We start from the raw sequence: 16,159 nt of genomic DNA, 5'->3' as shown, positions 1-16,159 counted from the left end.
ATTTATTTATCTCGATACTCGTCGATTACAAAACCTAGTAAGGAGATCCTATGACACACCTTAAGCCTCTCGCCTCGGGCATTGCCCTCGCCACTACCGCGCTATTCGCCTCGGCGGCTCAGGCGGACGACCAAACCCTTGACTTCGGTGTCCCCGCTTGGCCCGGCATTACGGTCAAGACCACCATCGCTGAACAGTTATTGAACCCGCTGGGCTACGAGACCAGCACCCAGGAGATCGGCCTGCAGGTGATTTACCAAGGTATTGAAAGCGGCGATATCGACGCTTTTCTGGGTGCTTGGCTGCCTGCACAGCGGGAAATGTTCGATCCGCGCAGGGAGTCAGGCGTACTGATTGATGTCGCCAATAACGTCGATGGCGCACAAATGACGCTGGCAGTGCCGGAATATCTGTACGAGAGTGGCATTCAAAATTTTGCTGATCTGGATGAAAATAGCGAACAGTTCGACGCAGAGATCTATGGCTTCGGCGCAGGCTCCGCCGCCAGCGAGATTCTCCACAATGCCATCGACAACGACGCTTGGGGGCTAGGCGACTGGCAGATCGTTGATACCAGTGAAGTGGGCATGCTTTCCGCCGCGCGAGACGCCATCTCACGGCAAGAGCCGATTGTTTGGGTAGGCTGGACGCCCCACTGGATGAACCTTGAACTGCCGATGCGCTACCTGGAAGACCCCGAAGACCTGTTCGGCGAGAACAATGGCGAAAGCGATGTACTGACGCTGCTGCGCGGCGACTATGCGGAAGCCAATCCCAATGTAGTCACGTTCTTTGAACAGTTCACCTTCTCAGCTGAAGAGCAGAGCTGGATGATTCAAGCGTTCGGCCAAGAAGAGCAAGACCTAGCAGAGGTGGCCGAGCAGTGGATAAATGAGCATCCAGAGCGCATCGAAGCGATGCTGGCCAACGTCACCACCACCGACGGCAACCCCGCATGGCCCGTCATTGAAGAGAGCTTAAACCTTTAGGCTAGGTTTATGCTCACAAATTAGCACTCTTCACTGCCATTTAACGTTGCTAACAACCGCCGCGGCCCCCCTTGAGCGCGGCCTAGATTGCGTGACCGCGACTTCCCCAGCGACGCACTGATCGACGTTACCCAAGGTGAAGACTGCCCTACCCAATAGTCCATTAACTCCTAGGCATTGCCGATACCCGCCCCGCCATCTCGCGCTGAACATAGTCAATAAAGGCGCGCAGCCGGGCGGGCACGTGGCGGCGCTGTTCGAACACCGCGTAAAAATCCGCCCGCACGCCTTGCCAGCCCGGCAGCAGTTCAACTAACGCCCCGCTGGCAAGGTGCTCGTTAACGTCCCACCAGGAGCGCAGCATTACACCGTGGCCGTCCAGGGCTAAACGGGTAATCACCTCGCCATCGTTACTCGCCAGCCGACCGCTGACTTTGACCGACGACACTTTTCCAGAGGTTAATTGGCTCGGTTGGCCGCTAGGCTCAAAGCGCCACAGCGGAAAATCACTGTCGTTCTCACGAATCACCAAGCATTCGTGCTGCTGCAAGTCTGCCGGTGCATGAATGGGTAGCGCTTGGGCGATATAGTCAGGCGACGCGCAGAGTACCCGTCGATTGGCCAAAATTCGCCGAGCCACCAAGCGCGATTCCGGTGGCTCACCAATACGAATACCGATATCGAAACCATGATCGCTAAGGTTAAGCGGGAAATTAGTCAGCTCTAACCACCCTTCCACCTCGGGGTGTTCGGCGCAAAAGCGCGACAGTAGCGGTGCGATATGGCGGCGACCAAAACCAAAGGTGGCGTTGACCCGCAGTCGACCACTCAGCGCCCGATCGGCTCCCTCTCCCAGTGAATTTTCCAGTTCATCCAGCTCATCTAAAATTAGCGCGCCACGAGCCAGATAGCGCTCGCCATCGGCAGTTAGCGTCAACCGCCGCGTAGTGCGAGCCGCTAGCTCTACTCCCAAGCGTGCCTCCAACTGTTTCAGCCGCTTACTCACCGCCGAGAGCGACAGCCCCAGCTCACGGGCGGTCGCGGTTAAACTCCTCGCCCGCGCCAAGTGCTGGAAAAATGCCAAATCATCCAGGTGCGCCATTCCTCTCCTCAGCTATTCTATACTTTCACGCAACAATATCTTGAATAATAGCCTGATTATCTCCGCCAGAATAGCCGCTACACTCTACTCACAACTCACAACTCACAACTCACAACTCACAACTCACAACTCACAACTCACAACCCACAAGCATGCAAAGCAACTAACAAGATAAGGAACCAATATGACCCACCGTATAGCCATTATCGCCGGTGACGGCATCGGCACCGAAGTCATGCCCGAAGGCATTCGCGCCCTTGAGGCCACTGCCAAGCGTTTTAACATTGACCTTGAGTTCACCACCTTTGAGTTTGGCAGCTGCGACTACTACCTAGAACACGGCAAAATGTTACCGGACGATTGGTTCGAGCAGTTAAAAGGCTTCGATGCGCTATTTTATGGCGCGGTGGGCTGGCCCGATAAAGTCCCCGACCATATTTCTCTATGGGGCTCGCTGCTGCAGTTCCGGCGCCGCTTTGACCAGTACATCAACCTGCGCCCCTGCAAACTTATGCCTGGGATCAAAAGCCCGCTAGCAGGCCGTGAACCCGGCGATATCGACTTTTACGTGGTGCGGGAAAATACCGAAGGCGAGTACTCAAGCGTTGGCGGCAAAATGTTTGAAGGCACTGACCGTGAAGTGGTTATTCAAGACACGGTCATGACCCGCACCGGCGTTGACCGCGTACTGAAGTACGCCTTTGAGCTGGCGCAAACCCGCCCACGTAAAAAGCTCACCTCCGCGACCAAGTCCAACGGCATCTCAATCACCATGCCGTATTGGGATGAGCGCGTGATCGAGATGGCCAAAGACTACCCAGCGATCGCCGTGGATAAATTCCATATCGATATTCTCACCGCCAACTTCGTGCTTCACCCGGATTGGTTCGACGTCGTCGTCGGCAGTAACCTATTCGGCGATATCCTCTCCGACTTAGGCCCCGCCTGCACCGGCACCATCGGTATTGCCCCTTCGGCGAATATCAACCCAGCAGGCAACTTCCCCAGCCTATTTGAGCCAGTACACGGCAGCGCGCCGGATATCGCCGGTAAAGGCATCGCCAACCCTATCGGCCAGATTTGGTCGGGGGCAATGATGCTGGAGCACCTCGGCTATAAAGAAGCCGGTGATGCGATGGTCGCGGCTATCGAGGCAGTGTTAAGCAAAGGGGACGCCAATGTAGTTACCCGCGATGTGGGCGGTAATGGCTCCACGGAAAGCCTAGGTAAAGCAATTGCTGAAGCTATTTTGCGCTAATGGCTAAGCCCTTTGCCGTTGGCTGCTCGGAGAACTGCTATCGAGCAGCCAATGAGCGACTTTTAACAACATATGTTCTACATTTGTCCTGAGAGTGGCTGAAACTGCCTTACTGTCCACTCGCTGCACGTCAACACTCAACGTTAACAAACAACAATCAGGACAATGCTATGAAACTTGGACGCCGTCAGTTCCTTTCGGCAACGGCCGCCCTGGCCGCTATTGGCACATCGCCTCAGCTTTTTGCTTTGCAGACCTCACAAGCTCCTACCCCGGATAGGTACCCGGTTGATGCCTGGAAAGTCGAGGATCCCCGTTTTAGTGATTATATGATTTTCAATAGCCCACTGGAGCGTCACTGGAGCGGGGGGCTGTGGGCAGAGGGGCCAGCATGGAACGCCATAGGTCGTTATGTCGTGTTCAGCGATATACCCCGCGCCAAGCAGATGCGCTGGGACGAATCGACTGGTCAAGTCAGCGTTTTGAGAGATAATGTCGGGCACTCTAACGGTAACACCTTCGATCATCAGGGACGGCTAATCGCTTGCGAACACTACCCTTCACGCGTTTTGCGCTACGAGTGGGATGGCAGCACCACGGTGCTTGCCGAACGTTATCAAGGCAAGCCACTCAATGCTCCCAATGATGTAGTTGCCCTACCGTCAGGTGGCGTAATTTTCACTGACCCAGGCTATGGCGCTCACTTCGACTATGAGGGCAAAAAGCGTGATCTGGAGCTCGAAACGGCGATCTATTACGTCGATGACAGCCTGGATGAGCCCATCATGTTGACCGATGATATCCACAAGCCAAACGGTATTGTACTGACACCCGATGGCGAGGGATTTTACGCCAGTGACAGTGCCCCCACCCACTTCAACGAGCCTGCGCGAATTATCCGCTGGACACTAGGCGAAGATGGTCGCAGCGTCAGCGACCGGCAGGTGATCGTCACCAGCGAGGACACCATTTTCGACGGCATGACCTGCGATGTAGATGGCAATATCTGGTCAAGTGCCAATGGTGGCGAAGGCATCGATGGTGTGGTGGTCTTCTCACCGGAAGGCACACTGCTGGGGCGGGTGTTGCTGCCCGAAGTCTGCTCGAATGTGTGTTTTGCTGGCAAGGGTCGCAATCGACTATTTATGACGGCCAGCCAATCTGTTTACACAATTTATACGGCGACACGTGGCGCGTAGCCAGTGGCTGAAACGCCAATAAAAAAGCCTCGCTGGATTGCTCCAGCGAGGCTTTTTACATTACGCGCTATACGAGTTAAGCGCTATAGAACTTACTCGCTGACTTAAGCGATCAATTAGCTGGCCAGCTTAGCCGCCGTTTTAGCCACTAGCTCGCCTTGGAAACGGGCAATTTTCAGTTCGCGTTCATCGGGCTGACGCGAACCATCGCCACCGGCCAGTGTGGATGCACCATAGGGTGTGCCACCACTGACTTTAGAAATATCAAACTGCTCTTCAAGGCCGTAACCAATTGGCACAATGATCATGCCGTGGTGGGCAAGTGTGGTCCAGGTAGAGGTAATGGTCATTTCATCGCCACCGCCGGTACCGGTAGAGGTGAACACGCTGGCTACTTTGCCACGTAGGGCACCATTCGCCCACAGTCCGCCGGTTTGATCCAGGAAGGTACGCATTTGACCGGCCATATTACCAAAGCGGGTGGGGGTACCGAAGATGATCGCATCGTAATCGGTAAGCTCTTGGGGTGTGGCTTCCGGCGTATTGTAGTCCTGCTTGCCTCCTGCGTTTTTAAACGCCTCGTCAGGCATTGTTTCCGGTACGCGCTTGACAGTGACTTCGACGCCACTGACGCCCTTTGCACCTTCTTCCACGGCCTGAGCCAGCGTATCGATATGGCCATACATGGAATAATAAAGTACCAGTACCTTTGTCATTACTATCTCCTTCACTTATGAATAGTGCAGTTATGAGTAGTGCAGTGAGCGTCGCCTAAAGTGGACGTCGCTTAATAAGTAGTAAACACAACATAGCGCACTCAAGCATAGAAAAAAGCGAATGTTTTCGTCCGTGGGCGTCGATTTCATCGACGAACGCCATCTTGCACTTTACGCCAACCACCACTAGCTTTTGACTTGCCTACATCAAACGACTCCAAGGAGTCTGGAATGACGATTTTTGAAGCCCTGCGTAAGGATCACGATATTCAGCGCGACCTGCAAGATAAACAAAAGACATCGCTTGCTAGCGAGTACCAGGAAGAAATGCAGCGCCAGCGTTCAGCGTAACTTAATGAACAAATTGAAAAACGCTCATACACCCATGGGCGTTTTTTGCTGTTAGCGATTAAATAAAGCCACATGTCAGCTTCCGCTTGTTTCATGAATACGCTTTTTCACGAATACGCTAGGCTTTTACACGCGAACGACCTGCGGGCTTGTGGCATACGCCCAGCGTGGTAAACCTAGGCTCGCTTTTATACTGACAACGATACTCAAAACAGTTAACTGAGGAGCGACAATGCTAGGCCAATGGCTCGACTGGTCGCTTGATGGGCGCCCCCCCGCCGCTAGCCAAGGTGTTTTTGCAAGCGGCACTTACCATTTACATGCGCCCGGCATTTTGGAGTTAACACCAAACGAAACTCGCCCTGCGGCTCAGGCGTGCATTTTTTCAGCAGCCATCCACGGCAATGAAACCGCGCCAGTTGAATTGGTAGGTGAATGGCTAAGCGGCTTAGAAGCAGGCAGCATATCGCTTGGCGCCCCCGTCCTAGTGATTTTAGGCAACCTGCCTGCGCTTAAGGCACAGCAGCGTTTTGTTACCACCAATTTAAACCGGCTGTTTAGCCGCGAACTAACTGCCGGAGGCGAAGAACCAGATCGCGCTCGGGTGTTAATGGCCGCGGTGGATGGTTTTTATGCGCGCCATTCGGGGCTACCCAAATTGCATTACGACCTACATACCGCGATAAGGGGTAGCCGTTATACCCGCTTCGTTGTAGAACCCTATGCCAAGGCCCCCACAGACGCCGAGCAGTGGGGCTGGCTAGCGGCGGCGGATATGCAGGCGGTGTTGCACCAGCATCAGCACAGCTGGACGTTCTCCCACTACAGCAAGCACTATCACGCCGCCCAGGCATTCACCTTTGAGCTGGGTCGCGCCGCGCCTTTCGGTCAAAACGATATGGCCTCCCTAAAACCGATGTGCGCGCTGCTCTCGGCGCTTAGTGAAGGGCGCTCTCCGCCCAGTCAGCCAGCCACGCAAATGCAGTTTTTTCAGGTTCATCACGAGTTAATTCGTCAATCCGATGATTTCCAGCTCTGTTTTGCCGAGGACACGGCTAACTTCAGCCGCTTTGAGCCAGGCACCCTGCTGGCGCAGGATGGCAATGCCGGTGAGTTTCGGGTGGGCGATATGCCGCTTTACGTGGTATTTCCCAACGCCCAGGTGGAAGTGGGCGCCCGTGCCGCGCTATTGGTGGCGCCTATCGCCTAGAACACCAGGCAGGAAAAACGCTAGCTTAGACAATAACAATGGTAAGGCGATAACAGGCCCCTTGGCGTCGATACGACCAACGTCGTGTGCATAATGTTATAAGGAAAGCGCGCATAATGCGCCCAGCCTGATAGAATCGCCCCTTTTTTCGCGCCAGCCGCATCAAACCCACATGTTGCTGCGGCAACTCTGTACTGGAGCCAATGATATGGCCGCTACGCCTACTCCCCTTGAAGTGCGTAATATTAAAAAACGCTTTGGCGATACGGAAGTTCTGAAAGGCCTCTCACTACAAGCCCAAAAGGGTGATGTGATTACCCTTATAGGTGCCTCTGGATCGGGTAAAAGTACTTTTTTGCGCTGCATGAACTTGCTTGAACAGCCCGACGATGGCGACCTCATTGTGCATGGCGAACCCATTCGCTTTAAAACCACTAAGCATGGCCGCGAACCGGAAGACTGGAAGCAGGTAGTACAAATGCGCGCTAAGCTCTCCATGGTGTTCCAGAGCTTTAACCTTTGGGCTCACATGACACTGTTGGAAAATATCATCGAAGCGCCGATTCACGTGCTAAAAAAACCTAAAAAAGAAGCCTTGGAGCACGCCCACGCCCTGCTCGATCGCGTCGGCTTAACGGCTCGTGCCAACGCCTACCCGGCGCAGATGTCTGGCGGCCAGCAGCAGCGCGGCGCGATTGCTCGCGCGCTGGCGATGGATCCAGAAGTTATGCTGTTTGACGAACCTACCTCTGCCCTCGACCCAGAATTGGTCGGCGATGTATTGAAAGTCATGCACGGCCTCGCCGAAGAAGGCCGCACCATGGTGGTGGTGACCCACGAGATGAGCTTTGCCCGTGATGTCTCCAGCCAAGTGGTCTATCTTCACGAAGGTTTAGTGGAGGAGTCGGGACCGCCTGCTGACGTACTGGGTAATCCGCAATCACCGCGCCTGCAGCAATTTCTGGCCCCCAAATACTGATCCGCGAGGCTTACCATGATTGATCTACAAGGGTATGGTCCCCGGCTGATCGAGGGGGCCGGTGTTACCATCCAGCTAGCGGTGCTGTCGCTGATTTTAGCGATTATTTTGGGGCTACTGACCGCCAGTGCAAAGATGTCGCGCAACTGGTTAGCGCATCGCCTTGCCACGCTTTACACCACACTTATTCGCGGCGTGCCCGACCTAGTGTTGATGATGCTGTTTTTTTTCGGCGGCCAAATTGGCGTCAACATGATCACCGATTGGCTTTACTACTCATTCAATATCGATATTTTTATCAATATCGATGCCTTCGTAGCGGGCGTTATCACCATCGGACTGATCTTCGGGGCCTATATGGGGGAAACCTTTCGCGGCGCTTTTATGGCGGTCGACAATGGGCAAATCGAAGCCGGTAAAGCCTATGGCATGAGCGATGGGCTGGTTTTTCGTCGTGTGCGCTTTCCGCAGATGATGCGCCATGCGCTACCCGGCCTTTCCAACAATTGGATGGTATTGCTCAAAACCACAGCGCTGGTCTCGGTAATCGGGCTGTCTGACATGGTACGCGTCGCCTCAGAAGCCTCTAAAGCAACGCGTGAACCTTTCACCTTCATGATTATTGTCGCGCTTATCTATCTGCTCATCGCCAGCGTTTCGGAGTGGATCTTTGCTCGTCTGCAAAAACGCTACAACATTGGCTATGGGGAGGCAGACTAATGACCGCTTTCATGACATGGCTCGAAAATCAGCTTGCCGAGAACAGCATTTTCACGCTGCAAACGCTTTCCTATTATGGCGATGGGCTGACTACCACGGTGCAACTGGTATTTCTATCGCTGGTCATTGGCTTAATCGCCGCGGTTCCGCTTGCCATTGGGCGTGGTTCAAAACACGCCTGGATTAAGTGGCCTATTTTTGCCTACACCTATGTCTTTCGTGGCACACCGCTACTCATCCAGCTCTACCTGATTTATTACGGTGTGGTGTTTGTGGACGGTATTCAAGACACTTGGCTATGGGTGATACTTGAAAAACCGTTCGTTCCCGCCCTCATTGCATTCACCCTCAACACCGCCGCCTATACAACCGAGATTTTTCGCGGTGCGATTAAGTCTACCTCGAAAGGTGAAATTGAAGCGGCTCGTGCCTACGGCATGTCACCCCAGCAGACCATGCGACGCATTATTATCCCCAGCGCTTTTCGTCGCGCCCTGCCGGCCTACGGCAACGAAGTCATTTTCATGCTCCATGCCAGCGCTATTGCCAGCGTGGTGACGATTATGGATCTTACCGGCGCGGCGCGCTTTGTCTATGCGCGTTTTTATGCGCCTTTTGACGCATTCTTGTTTGTGGCGGCGATATATCTGTGCTTAACCTTCACCATCTTGTATTTCTTTCGTTATCTAGAGAAAAAACTGCTCGCACATCTACAGCCGCAAAACTCCTAGCCCGGATTTCTCATAGCACCTCAGCCAGTACCACCTCCAAGCCGTCATACCACTAAAAGCCGATTGGTACGGTTTAAACTGCCTGCTTTTTAGCCTCTTTCCGTCGTTCAGACACACCTCCCCCTTTCCCCCATTGCGTCGGGCCGGGGGCGCCCGCGCATTCAGCTCGGTACTAACCGCCTGATGAGATCGGATAGTTGCGCTTTATAGGGGTAGCTGTCACTCATCAACACCCGGATTCGGCGCGTATTGCGGATGATGACCGCGCCCACTTTGATGAGTTTGAGCCTCAGGTTGCTTGGGCTCATGCGCTCAAAAGGGGTCTTCTTCAGGTAAGTGCGTAAGCGCTCGAACAGCGTATAGGCGAAGCCCGATAAGATCAGCCGCCACTGATTGGCCCACCAGTGCGTACTGGAGGTCCGGTCAGCAAACAGGCTCAGTTGTTGATCCTTGATTCGGTTCTCCATGTCGCCCCGAGCGCAGTACTGCTCGTAGTAGAGTTTGAAGCCATCGTCATAACGGGAACTAATGATAAACCGGGGATTAGAGCCCAGTTCGCCTTCTTCCAGACGGGCCACCACCCAGCGTGGATACTTCCAGGAGTGTGCTTGATATTGGAAGCGGAACGTCTCTGCCACTTTCCCGCCCACCTCCCACTGGGTCTTGCGCACCAGCATCATGGGCACGTCCACTTCCTTGAGCAGCCGACTGTTCTTGCCGATGCCCACGATGTAGTCGATATGATGCCGATCACACCAGTTCAGCATCCGAGGGCGGCAAAAGTGGCTATCACCCCGTAACACGATGCGTGTATCGGGCCAGTACTGGCGGATAAAGCGCACCAGTAACGCCAGAATGGCCCAGCTGTGATGGCTGTCGCTGTGGTCACTGGTGCGCAGATAGCTCACTAGTAGATGGCGGCCACAGAAGACATACAGCGGGAAGTAGCAGTGGTGATCGTAATAGCGGTTAAAGAACTTCCCGGGTTGCTCACCGTGCACAGGGATATCGGTGCCATCAAAGTCCAGCACGATCTCCTTCGGGGGTGCGTCATGCTGTTCAATGAAGTGGTGCCACAGCACCTCATGGGCCTTCACCATCGCTTGTCGATCGGCGTTCTGCTCACTCCGGCACAGCGTAGACTTGCCTGCCAGCGCATTATCTTCACCGAGCGCTGTCTGAAGCGCCTGATCATAGCGTAGGGCCTCATGGTCGTTGAAATCTTCGTAGCCCGCGGCGACACCGAACACTCGCTGACGAACCAGAGTGTCGTGCTTGTGACGAACCTGTTCCGGTGCGCGGGGATCATGAAGCACGGAGGCCAAGCGGTGCGTCAGGCGATGTTGCTTATCGACTTCACGAAGCAGGAGCAATCCAGCATCGGAGGTGATGTGGCCCCCAGAGAAATCGGCTTCAATTTGGCGGCGTGAGAGTGGCGAGAAGGTCAGTTTTTCAGGTACCATTTTGGAAGCGGTTGTTGGTGCTTGATGGATTGGTTAGGCTCTTGAAATCATAGCACTTTCAGCCGCTTTCTTTTATACCCCGTGAGAAATCCAGGCTAGTGTAAAACAAACGTTGGTTTACGCATCATCAAGCACTTTTCGTCAACGCAGAGTTAGGATAAATTAATAATGATCATCGCCAATCAACCTGTGATTAACCTGGTCAACGCCGTATAGGCACCGCCATCAATATGCACAGGTTGCTTAGATGAACTCTGCTTCCAAGGAGATACATAATGAAAAAACTGCTGTCTGTCTCACTGCTAGGCTTAGCCGTTGCAGCAAGCGCCGCCCAGGCGCAAGAAGACCAACTGCGTATCGGGGTTGATGTACCTTACGAGCCGATGGAATATCGCACGCCGGATGGCGAGCTGACCGGCTTTGATATCGATTTGGGCAATGCCCTCTGCGAGCGTATCGGCGTTGAGTGTGAATGGGTGGTACAAGGCTGGGACGGCATTATCCCTGGTCTCATGGCGCGCAAATACGACGCTATCATGTCCTCTATGACGATCAATGATGACCGTCGCGAGCAAGTGCTGTTTTCTGACCCCTACATCACCCCACCGTCCGCCTGGTTTGCCCCAGAAGGCAGCGACCTTGATGCAACCAATGAAGAATCGCTCGCCGGCATGACCATCGGCGTTCAGCGCGGCACCCTACAAGATAACTACGTCACCGACATGTACGGCGATGTCGCCGACATCAACCGTTACTCTACCGCCGATGACATGGTGCTGGACATGGAATCCGAGCGCTTGGACATCTTATTCCTCGACTACCCAGTCGGTAAGTCCACGCTGCTGGATAACGAAGAAGGCAACTATATTGTTATCGGCGAGATGCTCACCGAACCTAAAGAATATTTTGGTGATGGCTTTGGTATCGCCTTCCGTCAACGCGATGAAGCGTTAGCCGAGAAGTTCAACGAAGCCCTGGCTGAAGTGCAAGAAGACGGTACTTACGACGAGATCTACACGCGTTATTTCGGTGGAAAACAGTAAGCCTCAAAGCAAGCCTCAACGTCCATCACCCCGGCAATTGCCGGGGTGATGCGTTTCTGGCTAACTCTGCTAATTCAGTGAACTAGGTAAAGCTACCTCTGTCTGTGTATCATTGCGCATGCTCAACACGGAGGTTTTATGGCTCACTCGACTAGCCCACATGCAGGCACTCTCCCACGCCCCTCTTCCCACTGGACAGGTTGGGGCCAATGGCTGGCGCTGATCACCATGACCATTGATCACCTCACTCGCTACATACTGCCCGGTGATTGGGACTTAAGTTGGGCAGGCTCTTCCATTGGCCGTATCGCCTTTCCGCTGTTTGCCGCCATGGTGGCGTGGCACGGGCTATTTAATACCCGTAACCCCTTACGCTACTCGCGGCGTATTTTGATTATCGGCTTGGTCGCCCAGCTCCCCTACATGATGATGCCGCGCACATCAGACGCCTTTATCCTGAATGTCTGTTTCACCCTGGCCAGTGGCTTAGCCTTGGGGTCGCTGGTACGCCAAGGTTGGCAGCATTACCAGCAGCAAACCCTCAATATGCCCTGGCTGCTAGCCGGTGCAGCATTAGGTGTTACCGTGTGGTACCTGCTTGGGTTCTGGGTAGAGTACGGCCACAACGGGCTGCTATTGATTCCGCTGTTAATGTTTGCCATGCATGCGTTAAGCCAAGCAGAAAGCCATTTTCAAGCGCGCCTGTGGGCCGGTTTAGCGGCATTCCCGGTACTTTGGATAGCCGGACAGATGAACGCCTCCGATATGGCCAAATCGTTTACCGTAGGCACCTGCGTAGTGGTGCTGATACTGGCCGCAGGCGCGGCTCAGCGGATACCTACCGTGAGTGTCGTGATGCCGCGCCGGTTGTGGCTAGCTTGGTACCCGGGTCACTTTGCGTTAATCGCGCTATGGTTGTTGTTTAGCGGTCAGTTAAGTTAAAAGAGCCGCCTGACTCGGCGGCTTTAGACACTACTGTTTGATGGAAAAGCTTAAGGCAGGGGGCGGTGCTTCAGGCAATAAAGCGCTGCAGGCGTTAACTTTCTCCAGCAGTTCGGCATGGTTAGGTGCGAGGATATTGACGTGAGCCAGTTTGCGGCCTGCCCGCTCGGCTTTGTCATAACGATGCAAATGGGTATTGTTAAGCGCTAGTATCGCCACGTTATCACCCTCGCGGCCAACCACATTAATCATACAGGTGGGGGCAATCGCCTGGGTATCGCCTAAGGGCAAGCCCTGTATCGCACGCAGGTGATTTTCGAACTGGCTGGTCACTGCGCCGTCCATCGTCCAGTGGCCGGAGTTATGCACGCGGGGCGCCATTTCGTTGGCGAGCAGGCTGCCATCGCGGGTTTGAAACAGCTCTAGCGCTAGCACACCCACGTAATCCAGCTCATTAAGCAGCGCGCGGATATAGCTATCGGCCGTTTGCTGCACACTGGCATCCAGATCCGGCAACGGCGCCACCGAGTAACGCAAAATGCCATCGACGTGCTGGTTTTCCGCCATAGGGTAGAACACCACCTCGCCATCGCGGCCGCGCACGGCAATCATCGAGACTTCGCGCACGAAATCGACGAAGGCCTCAACAACCAACTGCGAATGGCCGATAGCGGCCCATGTATCTGCCGCCTGCTCAGGTTGCTTTAACACCGCCTGGCCTTTGCCGTCGTAGCCTTCAGTGACCGATTTAGCCACCACCGGGCAGCCCAATTCACGGGCGGCGGCTTCAAGCTGCTCGGCACTCTCAACCACTCGATAAGCAGGCGTGGGGATGCCTAAACGATCAAACAGTGTCTTCTCTTCGACTCGGTTCTGGCACACTTCAATGGCGCGGCTACTGGGGTAAACCGGCTTGTGCTGTTCGATCTCACGCACCAGTTGAACGGGCAAGTGCTCGAACTCGTAGGTCACCACGTCAACCTTGGCTAAAAACTCGGCCAAGTGCTGGTTGTCAGGATCCACAATAACGTCGCCGATGCCGGCGCTGGGGTTGCCCGTGGTATCCAGGAAGGTAAAGCGATTACCCAGCGGGTAACCCGCCAGCGCCAACATACGCCCTAACTGACCTGCACCTAGAATGCCGATATTCATGTCCGAACCTCCTTATTCTGCTTCCGGCTCAGGGCGCGGATCCGGGTTATCGAGTACTTTCTGGGTCTGCTCAGCGCGAAATGCCTCGACTGCGCTGCGTATGGTCGCATCCTGCAGGCCGACAATTTGCGCCGCTAACAAACCAGCATTAGTGGCGCCCGCTTTGCCAATCGCCAGCGTACCCACCGCGATACCGCCCGGCATCTGGGCAATCGAGAGCAGCGAATCCAAGCCTTTAAGGGCCTTCGACTCCACCGGCACACCCAGCACCGGCAACGGCGTTTGCGAAGCCACCATACCCGGCAAGTGGGCAGCGCCGCCCGCGCCCGCCACAATCACCTGTAAGCCGCGCTCGGCAGCACTCTTGGCATAGTCGAACAGCAGGTCAGGCGTGCGGTGCGCCGACACCACGCGCGTTTCATAGGCCACGCCCAAACGCTCCAGCATGGAAACCGCATGCTCCATGACTGGCCAGTCAGACTTGGACCCCATGATCACGCCCACCTTGGGTGCGCTGTTCGACGACATGCAAAACTCCTCGGCCCATCGGCCTTTAAAAGCGAGATTAAAAGTAAAAAAGTAGCGTGCACCTGCCTAGCTACACATAAAAATAGGAAGGCAGATAGTTTACCAGAGCTAGGCCGTTTGCGGGCTTTGCAGAGGGCGTGAAATTTTCATCAAAATAGGCATTGAAATGCGCCCCGGTTGGCGGCATTGTGTGCTTGTCATTTCAGACTGATGGAGCCACATGAGCACGGCACGCCCAACTGCCACTGCGGAAAAGCTTGATCCTCCGCGAAGCAGCCCTGACCTCGATGTCAGGGAACTAGAAAAACGTACGCGATTAATGCGTATTATCACACGTCTGATCGCCGTATCAGACCTAGGAAGCCGAGAAATTGCCCGCCGGGCAGGGCTTCCCGTTCAGAAAATCAGCGACCTGCTCGCCGGAAGGCTTGAGCACCTGGGAGTGGATGAACTTCACGCCCTGCGTCGCACTTTAGAGCTGGAGGCGCCATAGCAGCTACTTTTCTGCTTTCTTATTGCCCCTCAGCAACAGACCGCCTCTCGGCGGTCTGATATTTAGCCTTCCTCAAGGCGCAATCGCTATTCCCCCCAACGCTATCACTGCGACCACTACCCAGGCGGGCAGCTTCCATACGGTTAGCATTAAAAACCCTGTCAGTGCCAAAGCGAACTCTTGTTTACCTATAATAGCGCTCGTCCATACCGGCTGATAAAGCGCTGCGCCTAAAATACCTACCACGGCGGCATTGGCACCACGCATTAATGCCTGAGCGCTGCCCCACTGACGAAATTGATTCCAAAACGGCAGCACGCCGACTAATAGCAAAAAGCCGGGGATGAAGATCGCCAGCAGCGCCAGCAACGCGCCGACTAAACCATTGATACCCGGCAGCAGCGCACCTAAATAAGCAGCAAAGGTAAACAATGGCCCCGGCACCGCCTGGGCCGCACCATAACCGGCCAAAAATTCATCCGGCGTGACCCAGCCCGACTGCACCACTTCGGCTTCTAAAAGCGGCAGCACCACGTGCCCGCCGCCAAACACCAACGCGCCTGAGCGGTAAAACGCATCAATAACGCTGAGCCAAATGGCACTTCCCGCCAATAGTGGCAGCAGGATCAACAGCCCACCGAATAGCCCTAGCGACACCATGCCCACCCGGCGCGATACCGGAAAATGTAGTGGCTCACTTGCTGTGGTGGCTGCGCTATCGCGACACAGCGCTAGGCCGGCCAAGCCGCCCAATACAATCGCCGCGACTTGGCCCAGCGGGCCACTAACCAGCACCACCATAAATATCGCCGCAAGCGCGATTCCCGCGCGGGTTTTATCGGGGCAGAGGTTGCGCGCCATACCCCATACCGCGTGGGCCACAATGGCAACCGCCACTACTTTTAAGCCGTGAGTAATACCGCTGGCGATAGGGCCATCCAGCACCGCCGCGCCAAACGCAAACAACACCAACACAAGTGCGGAAGGTAGCGTAAACGCCAGCCACGCCATAGCCGCACCCCAAGGGCCTGCGCGCAGTAAACCGAGCGCAAAACCCACCTGGCTGCTCGCGGGCCCTGGCAAAAACTGGCATAGCGCTACTAGATCAGCATAGGCGCCTTCGGTTAACCACTTCCGGCGCTCCACAAACGTGGTACGGAAATAGCCAAGATGCGCTACCGGGCCACCAAAAGAGGTTAAGCCAAGGACTAGAAATGCCCAAAACACCTCACCTATACGCCCGCGTGCTTGCGTGTTCTCCACCATAACCCCACCGCTTAGCC

The 16,159-nt window shown here is 54.9% G+C and carries 16 protein-coding genes; 10 read left to right on the top strand and 6 right to left on the bottom strand.

All coding sequences use genetic code 11. The features are described from left to right. The first annotated feature begins 50 nt into the window (after positions 1-50). The gene (locus tag ACQE2I_RS05620) at positions 51-989 is read left to right on the top strand and encodes an ABC transporter substrate-binding protein (RefSeq protein WP_427030475.1); all 939 of its coding nucleotides are present in this window, start codon (positions 51-53) and stop codon (positions 987-989) included. A gap of 163 nt (positions 990-1,152) precedes the next feature. On the opposite strand, the gene ACQE2I_RS05615 is transcribed toward ACQE2I_RS05620, so the two are convergent. Continuing rightward, entirely contained in the window at positions 1,153-2,091 is a 939-nt protein-coding gene (locus ACQE2I_RS05615) for a LysR family transcriptional regulator (protein ID WP_427030474.1), read from the bottom strand. Positions 2,092-2,275: 184 nt separating this feature from the next. Between ACQE2I_RS05615 and ACQE2I_RS05610 the strand changes: the two genes are divergently transcribed. Beyond that, a complete protein-coding gene (locus ACQE2I_RS05610) occupies positions 2,276-3,349 on the top strand; it encodes a tartrate dehydrogenase (RefSeq protein WP_427030473.1) in 1,074 nt (357 codons plus the stop codon). 170 nt (positions 3,350-3,519) lie between these two features. Next, positions 3,520-4,548 carry an SMP-30/gluconolactonase/LRE family protein gene (locus ACQE2I_RS05605; protein ID WP_427030472.1) on the top strand — a complete coding sequence of 343 codons (1,029 nt, stop codon included), beginning with the start codon at positions 3,520-3,522 and terminating at the stop codon, positions 4,546-4,548. 116 nt (positions 4,549-4,664) lie between these two features. On the opposite strand, the gene wrbA is transcribed toward ACQE2I_RS05605, so the two are convergent. Further along, positions 4,665-5,264, bottom strand: coding sequence for an NAD(P)H:quinone oxidoreductase (wrbA, locus tag ACQE2I_RS05600; protein ID WP_427030471.1), 600 nt, complete (start codon positions 5,262-5,264; stop codon positions 4,665-4,667). 583 nt (positions 5,265-5,847) lie between these two features. Here wrbA and ACQE2I_RS05595 point away from each other — a divergent pair. The 4 genes from ACQE2I_RS05595 to ACQE2I_RS05580 all read left to right on the top strand — a co-directional run bounded on the left by ACQE2I_RS05595 (position 5,848) and on the right by ACQE2I_RS05580 (position 9,255). Continuing rightward, complete coding sequence (locus ACQE2I_RS05595; protein ID WP_427030470.1) at positions 5,848-6,825, top strand: succinylglutamate desuccinylase; 978 nt, start codon at positions 5,848-5,850, stop codon at positions 6,823-6,825. A gap of 208 nt (positions 6,826-7,033) precedes the next feature. Beyond that, the gene (locus ACQE2I_RS05590) at positions 7,034-7,804 is read left to right on the top strand and encodes an ABC transporter ATP-binding protein (RefSeq protein WP_427030469.1); all 771 of its coding nucleotides are present in this window, start codon (positions 7,034-7,036) and stop codon (positions 7,802-7,804) included. 15 nt (positions 7,805-7,819) lie between these two features. Continuing rightward, complete coding sequence (locus tag ACQE2I_RS05585) at positions 7,820-8,524, top strand: ABC transporter permease (protein WP_427030468.1); 705 nt, start codon at positions 7,820-7,822, stop codon at positions 8,522-8,524. Then, complete coding sequence (locus ACQE2I_RS05580) at positions 8,524-9,255, top strand: ABC transporter permease (RefSeq protein ID WP_427030467.1); 732 nt, start codon at positions 8,524-8,526, stop codon at positions 9,253-9,255. Before ACQE2I_RS05585 ends, ACQE2I_RS05580 begins: the two co-directional genes overlap by 1 nt. Positions 9,256-9,416: 161 nt before the next feature. Here the strand turns inward: ACQE2I_RS05580 and ACQE2I_RS05575 are convergent, their stop codons facing one another. After that, entirely contained in the window at positions 9,417-10,718 is a 1,302-nt protein-coding gene (locus ACQE2I_RS05575) for an IS1380 family transposase (protein ID WP_427028136.1), read from the bottom strand. 275 nt (positions 10,719-10,993) lie between these two features. Between ACQE2I_RS05575 and ACQE2I_RS05570 the strand changes: the two genes are divergently transcribed. Together ACQE2I_RS05570 and ACQE2I_RS05565 are read left to right on the top strand one after the other, a co-directional pair. Continuing rightward, positions 10,994-11,761, top strand: a complete 768-nt coding sequence (locus tag ACQE2I_RS05570; RefSeq protein ID WP_427030466.1) for a transporter substrate-binding domain-containing protein — start codon at positions 10,994-10,996, stop codon at positions 11,759-11,761. Positions 11,762-11,899: 138 nt separating this feature from the next. Continuing rightward, positions 11,900-12,703 (top strand): TraX family protein, encoded by an 804-nt coding sequence (locus ACQE2I_RS05565; RefSeq protein ID WP_427030465.1) that lies wholly within the window; start codon positions 11,900-11,902, stop codon positions 12,701-12,703. Positions 12,704-12,733: 30 nt separating this feature from the next. On the opposite strand, the gene ACQE2I_RS05560 is transcribed toward ACQE2I_RS05565, so the two are convergent. Both ACQE2I_RS05560 and purE read right to left on the bottom strand, forming a co-directional pair. Beyond that, positions 12,734-13,855 carry a 5-(carboxyamino)imidazole ribonucleotide synthase gene (locus tag ACQE2I_RS05560; RefSeq protein WP_427030464.1) on the bottom strand — a complete coding sequence of 374 codons (1,122 nt, stop codon included), beginning with the start codon at positions 13,853-13,855 and terminating at the stop codon, positions 12,734-12,736. A gap of 12 nt (positions 13,856-13,867) precedes the next feature. Continuing rightward, a complete protein-coding gene (gene purE / locus ACQE2I_RS05555) occupies positions 13,868-14,383 on the bottom strand; it encodes a 5-(carboxyamino)imidazole ribonucleotide mutase (RefSeq protein ID WP_427030463.1) in 516 nt (171 codons plus the stop codon). Between the two features lie 220 nt (positions 14,384-14,603). On the opposite strand from purE, the gene ACQE2I_RS05550 reads away from it, so the two are divergent. Next, a complete protein-coding gene (locus ACQE2I_RS05550) occupies positions 14,604-14,876 on the top strand; it encodes an XRE family transcriptional regulator (RefSeq protein WP_427030462.1) in 273 nt (90 codons plus the stop codon). A gap of 72 nt (positions 14,877-14,948) precedes the next feature. Here ACQE2I_RS05550 and chrA read toward each other — a convergent pair whose 3' ends face one another. Next, positions 14,949-16,142, bottom strand: a complete 1,194-nt coding sequence (gene chrA / locus ACQE2I_RS05545) for a chromate efflux transporter (protein ID WP_427030461.1) — start codon at positions 16,140-16,142, stop codon at positions 14,949-14,951. Between the last annotated feature and the right edge of the window lie 17 nt (positions 16,143-16,159).

The sequence above is a fragment of the Halomonas sp. H2 genome (genome assembly GCF_050215315.1).
Taxonomy (GTDB): domain Bacteria; phylum Pseudomonadota; class Gammaproteobacteria; order Pseudomonadales; family Halomonadaceae; genus Vreelandella.
This window is presented reverse-complemented; position numbering and strand designations above follow the sequence as displayed.